At 62.4% G+C, this 6,031-nt stretch carries 6 protein-coding genes and 1 pseudogene; 1 reads left to right on the plus strand and 6 read right to left on the minus strand.

Features of this window, described 5'->3' with window-relative positions; all coding sequences use genetic code 11:
- Positions 1-406 precede the first annotated feature (406 nt).
- From MKI88_RS20980 to MKI88_RS21005, 6 genes are all read right to left on the minus strand, one after another.
- Positions 407-1,324 carry a hypothetical protein gene (locus MKI88_RS20980; protein WP_241633500.1) on the minus strand — a complete coding sequence of 306 codons (918 nt, stop codon included), beginning with the start codon at positions 1,322-1,324 and terminating at the stop codon, positions 407-409.
- A 402-nt stretch (positions 1,325-1,726) separates the two neighbouring features.
- Positions 1,727-2,332 carry an NADPH-dependent FMN reductase gene (locus MKI88_RS20985; RefSeq protein ID WP_241633501.1) on the minus strand — a complete coding sequence of 202 codons (606 nt, stop codon included), beginning with the start codon at positions 2,330-2,332 and terminating at the stop codon, positions 1,727-1,729.
- 76 nt (positions 2,333-2,408) lie between these two features.
- Positions 2,409-3,017 (minus strand): outer membrane protein, encoded by a 609-nt coding sequence (locus MKI88_RS20990; RefSeq protein WP_241633502.1) that lies wholly within the window; start codon positions 3,015-3,017, stop codon positions 2,409-2,411.
- A 287-nt stretch (positions 3,018-3,304) separates the two neighbouring features.
- On the minus strand, positions 3,305-3,586 hold the full coding sequence (locus MKI88_RS20995) for a hypothetical protein (RefSeq protein WP_241633503.1): 282 nt from the start codon (positions 3,584-3,586) through the stop codon (positions 3,305-3,307).
- A 272-nt stretch (positions 3,587-3,858) separates the two neighbouring features.
- Complete coding sequence (locus MKI88_RS21000; protein ID WP_241633504.1) at positions 3,859-4,659, minus strand: SDR family NAD(P)-dependent oxidoreductase; 801 nt, start codon at positions 4,657-4,659, stop codon at positions 3,859-3,861.
- Positions 4,660-4,736: 77 nt separating this feature from the next.
- Positions 4,737-5,678 (minus strand): LysR family transcriptional regulator, encoded by a 942-nt coding sequence (locus MKI88_RS21005; RefSeq protein ID WP_241633505.1) that lies wholly within the window; start codon positions 5,676-5,678, stop codon positions 4,737-4,739.
- A gap of 171 nt (positions 5,679-5,849) precedes the next feature.
- On the opposite strand from MKI88_RS21005, the pseudogene MKI88_RS21010 reads away from it, so the two are divergent.
- A pseudogene (locus MKI88_RS21010) lies at positions 5,850-6,031 on the plus strand (hypothetical protein); the annotation flags it as partial.

Here is a 6,031-nt window from a genome sequence, read left to right on the forward strand (position 1 = left end):
CTGCGTCCACATCCAGAGCCTGAATCATGCCGCCATCCGGTTGGCAAGGCCAAGTACTGATTTTCCAAACAGCCTCTAAGCACTGAAAGCGGGACTGTCCGATGGCGCTGATGCCATTGGCGGCACGAGCTTCGATGCCGATCAGGCGGTCAGACAGAGAAGCCTAGCGCGTCGCCTGCTACAATAGAGCGACGAGCGCAGTTCGGCCACTTGGTTGCGCCCGGTGGCGGAATAACGGCTTTCGCGCGGGGGGTGAACCTCAGTCAGCTCGACACTGATCAGCGCACCGTCCCGCTGTGGCCGCCAGGAATTCCGAGCGTTGCAGCGGCCACCACCCTTCGCGCAGGACAATTCGGGCGGACCGGTGAACATCGCGCGTGGTCGCGCCGGCTCGACTCAATTCAGCCTAACAATCACCAGCCACAGCTGCCCCAACGGCGCCACCGACCGCACCTCCGACGGCACCGCTGGTCGCGCCATTCGCTGTGTTTTTCTTGCGCGCGTCCGAAGTGTCGCTGCTATCATCGTCGCTACTGCTGGCACTCGCGGTCGCGGCACCGGCGGCGGCACCCGTAATCGCACCTGCGGCCATTCCAGCGACGGTCGAGCGGCGACAACCGCGACGGTAATAGTAATCGTCGTCGTCATAGACATGGTAGGTATAGCTGGTGCGTCCGGAATAGCTGCGCGAGCGGCCGCTCCCTTCTTGCACGCTCACGACTCCGGCATGCCCATTTCCGTCGTCATAGGCCGCGACGGCGCCGCCGCGGCGGCCGTCTTTATAGCCCGCGACGACTGCACCACCATTGCCGTCGCTGACGCCGGCAACGCCCGCGCCGTTGCGGCCGTTGCGATACCCCGCGACAGCGCCGCCGCCGCCATCGCCATAGACGTATCCGGCCACGCCGCCGCGCTTGCCGCTGCCATAGCCCCGTGTCTCACCCGTCACGTCACTTCCGCGCGCATAGCCTTCGAACGAGGCGCTGCGGCCGTTTCTATAGCCGGCCATGGCTGCACCATTGTTGCCGTCGGTCACCCCGGCGGCGGCAGCAGCGGAGCGGCCGTTGCTATAGCCGGCGATAGTGCCGCCACCGCGATCGCCATTGCCGTATCCGGCCACACCGCCACGCTTGCCATTGCTATAGCCCCGTATCTCACCAGTCGCGCCACCGCCGCGTGCATAGCCTGCGAACGAGCCGCTGCGTCCCTCACGACGGCTGGCGACCGCCACGCCATTGCGCCCGTCTGTCATGCCCGCGGCGCCGGCAGCCGAACCGTCATTGCGCAACCCTGCTGTCCATTCGCCATTTCGGCCGCTGCGCAAACCGGCACTTTCCTGATCGAGGCTGCCGCTGCGCCGGCCTTGGGGTGCATTACGAGTGAGCTCGCCAGGCCCATCGGCACCCCCACGCAGGCGGGACGGGCCGTCGCCGCGGGCCAGCTCCGGTAAAGCGGTACCGCGCGACCCTCGAGGCAAACCTGACGGCAGGCTGGGCAGACCGCCGCCGCGCAACCCGCCACCCGGCGCGGACGGCGGTGACGGCGGCGGTCCAAAGGGAGAGGCCGTTGCGGTGGCGGATGCGATCAGGCTTATGGTCGCAGCGGCGCTCAAGAGGATTTTCTTCATCTTTGGTTCCTGATCGCGGGTGGAGGCGCCCCGCCGCCGCCCGTCGCATGTGTCAAAAGGGATTTGTGTCGATCGTGCTGCTTCGCGTACGCGGTGTAATCACGCCCCCTGGAGAAGCAGTTCGTCTTCTCGAGCCTCGGCAGGCCGCAGCGTCTTCAGCGCCACAGCCCATTTGTGAAGCTCGTCCAGCAGATCGTTAATCCCGTCCTTCATCGGCTGGTTCGGGCCGAACACGCCGTCGTCACCTATGAACTGAGAGAAATTCGGAACCGGTATTACCTGGGGCAGCGCATGTACGTTCAAATTGCCCAGGAGCTGGCGGAGGACCTGAGCTGACCGCAACCCACCCGAGATGCCGCCGTAGCTCACCACGCCAGCGGTCTTGTAAAACCACTCCGGCATGAGCGTCTGCACCGCGTTCACGAGGGCCGCAGGAGCGAAATAGTCATATTCCGGCGTCACGAAGAGAAAGGCATCCGCCGATGCCACGCTGGCGCTCCACCGCCTGGTGGGCTCGTTGGCATATTGCTGGGCCTTTGGATGGCTGGCCTCGTCCAGCAGCGGCAGACTGAAGGCAGCCAGGTCGACCAGCTCGACGTCGAACTTGCCGTGCTGTGTGGCTTCCTCCTTGGCCCATGATGCGACGAGGGGACCCACACGGCCGGGACGCGTGGAGCCTATGATTATGTTCAGTTTGAGTGCCATGATGCTCCCTTGGAGATGTCTCGGTTGTCAGACGGTCGAGGGGGCGGAGGGCTTGGCCTCCGCCCGCCTGGGTGGTTCAGAAGCGGTAGCTCACGCCCGCGAGAACACGGTGGCGATCATACTTGCCATCGTCCTCGCTGAGGTCCGAATAGCGATATTCCATGCGCGCAGACACGTTGCTCATGAGCTGACGCTCGACACCGCCGCCGACGAGCCAGCCGTCCTGATTGGTGGTCGCGGATTGCGTCCCCGCAATGTCCGTCATCGTGGTTTTTACGCGGGCATTGGTATAGCCGCCGCGGGCATAAAGGAGCGTGTCCGGCGTCACCAGATAGCCGGCGCGCGCGGTCAGATCGAACGAGTATTTCGGATCGAGCGTGTAAGAGCTGATGCCGCTGAACCCGTGCAGCTTGTCGTCGTTGGTGACATCGAAGCCGCCTTCGGCCCCGACCACGATCCGCTCGTTCAGGCGGTGATCGAACCCGGCGTAAACGCCGCCAGTGAACGATTGCTGATCGTCCTCCATCGCGACCACGCCAAGCGGGGTCTGGGGATCCTGCACCTCGGCCGAGGTCCAACCCGCCTGGACGCCGACAAACGGCCCGTTGAATTCTTCTGCAAACGCGGTGCCGGAGAAGGCGGTGCCGAGAAGGGTGAAGGTGAGGATGGTCGTGGGGAGGCGCATTCTATACTCCTGTTGCTTGAACTAGCCGCTTTCCAATCGGAGCGGGTGTCAGCGACATCGACCTTTCCCCGAGGTTCATCAATCGTGATATAGTTCAAGGATCATGTCCCTTTGGTGCATGATCTTCACGGCCGCTAAAGCAAAGAGAGGCCGACAGCGAACTGCCAGCCTCTCAGGGATTCTGAATAAAGGAGGAAAAGGCGACTGCTCGGAAACCCAAAGGGTGCGTCGGCAGCGAATTGCCGGCGATCGCCTTCAGCTATCGCAGCGGGCAGCCGCGGCCCTGCTCAGCAAGGCCAAATTTCGACCGAAGGCGCGAAACCGCGATGACGCGCGATGTACGCGAGGATTCGCCTCGCGTCATCCAACGAGAAACCCGTTTCAAGAAGCGCACGCAGATCCCTTTCGCGCACGTGCTGCCAGAACCATATCTTGACCGAGAAACGACGCAGCGACTCGAGACGTTTGTTCGCAAGCGGAAGCGGAATGTCCGTGCCGAACACGACTCTTTCGATGCGCGCGAGCAATCCGTCAGGGTTCAAGCTCCTGGGGCCGTCCCAGCGCGCCATTTCGACGATTTCCCACTCGGCGCTCGTGAGTTGCCCGTAATGGACCAGCGGAATGGCCCGGTCACGTCCGCCGGCGGTGCGTGCGGATTTGGGCCAGGTATTTGCTTGAATCATGGGTATGGATCCTGTTCCTGATATTGGTGTCCGTACTCGTCTCGAGCGGCGAAACGATCAACGGCCGCCCGGTGCATGGAACGTGGCCCGTTGGTTCACGACGGCGAGCCGGCGGGGAGTGCTCGACCGAAACAGCCACTAACGGACCGTTCGTTCTGTCATTGCACGAGCATTCCGCCATTCATTGGTACGCAGCTGCCATTGATGAAGTTCGATTGCGCACTGGCCAGGAAAAGGACGAGCTGGGCAATCTCGGCCACCTGTTCGAGATGGTGCACTGCGTGATGCGCCGCAAGTTTCGCGTGCCCTTCGGATGAATGGATAGTGCTCAGCTGCGTGTCTACATAGCCGGGGGCGACCGCATTGGCCCGTATGCCCTGCTGTCCATATTCCAGCGCGACACCCTTGGTGAGCCCGACCAGACCTTGCATAAATGCCGTGTACGCTCCGACTCCGGGCGCAGCGCCTGTGCCGGCAGCGGTAACCAGATTGACGATTACGCCTCCGCCCGCGTCGATCATCGCCGGAATCTGTGCACGCAACGCATAGAACACGCCGGACAGACTGATTGCGGTAAACTTGTCCCACGTCTCGATGGGAATTCCGGCGAGTGGCGCCGACGCCGAACTGTTGCCGGCATTGTTGACGGCGATGTCGAGCCAGCCGTAGCGGTGCTTTGCAAACGTCACCAACCCGCGATGATATTTGGGGTCAGCGATGTCTCCGGCCATGAAGCTGGCCCGTCCGTCGGTCGACTCGATCGCAGCGACGGTTTCCTCGCTAGCTGCGCTGGTCTCGTCGGCGACGATGACGTTGGCACCTTCCCGGGCAAAGAGAAGCGCAACTGCGCGCCCGATGCCCGAGCCGGCGCCGGTGACGATGGCTGTCTTGCCCTGTAGGAGAGGGAGCCGCTCGTCACGGGTGCGAGCGGTCTGGAACGGGAAATCCCGGTAAGTCATGTGTGCAACCTTTTTGAGAACCAAGGGGGGACGCCAAATGTCGTGGCGCCGGCGGCGGCGATCAACCGCCCGCTGGTTTATGGTTGCTGTCCATACGGTGCGCGATTGCGCGCTTCGCGCTCGCGGTTGATTTGCTGAACCTTGACAATGAAGAAGTCTATAAAGGTGCGGACTTTGGCGGAAAGAAACTTGCGGCTGGGATAGACCGCATAGATCTTGGTGGCTATCTCGGCGGTTCCTGGCAGCACGATCTCGAGCCGCCCTGTTGCGACATCATCCTCGATCATGATGTCGGGCAATATCGCCATGCCCATACCCTCAAGCGTCACCAGCCGCAGAAGCGATTCATTCCCACTTTCGAACCCGACCTGGAACTTGACGACCTCGCGGCCCTTGGCCCCCTCGAACGGAACCGCCGCGCCGATGTGCATGCCCTTGCAGAGCAGAAGTTTCTGCCCGTTGAGTTCTGCCAGCTCGCGAGGCCGTCCGATCCGATCGAGACACGCAGGGGACGCAACGAGCTTAAAGGGCATATCGACGATAGGCCGCGCGATCAGCCCAGGATCGAGCGATCCGGGAATAGTAGCGCGAAACAGGAGATCGAAGCCCTCCTCGACCAGATTCACCAGCCTTCCGCTGAGCTCTATATCGAAGCGGATTTCCGGATAGAGCTCATCGAACTCGGCGAGCATTGCCGAGAAAGGCGCGTTGTCGAACCAAAGCGGCGCAGCGAGCCGCAGCGTTCCTCGCGGAACCACCGTGGTGTTGCCAACAGCCGCCTCCACTTCGTCGAGCGCTTCGAGCGTCTGCTTGGCCTGGTTGAAATAGAGCGCACCGGTTTCGGTCATGCTGACGTGACGGCTTGTGCGGTTCAATAGCCGCGTTCCGAGCCGGTTCTCGAGCGACCGCACATGCTTGCTCGTCATGGTCGGCGACATGTCGTGGCGGTCTGCCGCGGCCGTGAAACTCTTCAGTTCAACGACGCTGCAGAACACGCGAAGGCTTAACAGAGTATCCATAGATCATAAACCTACAGGACACACTGACTGAACTCAAGCGTCGTTGATAAAGTTTCAGGACAGGTGCATTGCAACCGGCGTCGGCAGCCGCTGGAGTTTGCCCCTCCCAGCACCCCAACCAGCGGCTGCCGACAGCTCCTTTCAGATATCAACAGCGCAGGACAGATCAGCATGGCGCAAACACTTGTTCCGCACACAGCCGCGCGGTTTGGCCGCGCCGCTTTGCTGCTACCCTTTCTTCTCACCGGCGCTTGCGCGTCAATACCCGATCTCGGTACGCAACCGGTGCCGCACGCCGCGAGCGACTATCAGTCGTCAGTGTCACTCGCCGGAACCCTTACGGAATGGCCCGG

Origin of the sequence: Sphingomonas sp. LaA6.9 (assembly GCF_022601895.1) — a bacterium.
Taxonomy (GTDB): Bacteria; Pseudomonadota; Alphaproteobacteria; order Sphingomonadales; family Sphingomonadaceae; genus Sphingobium_A.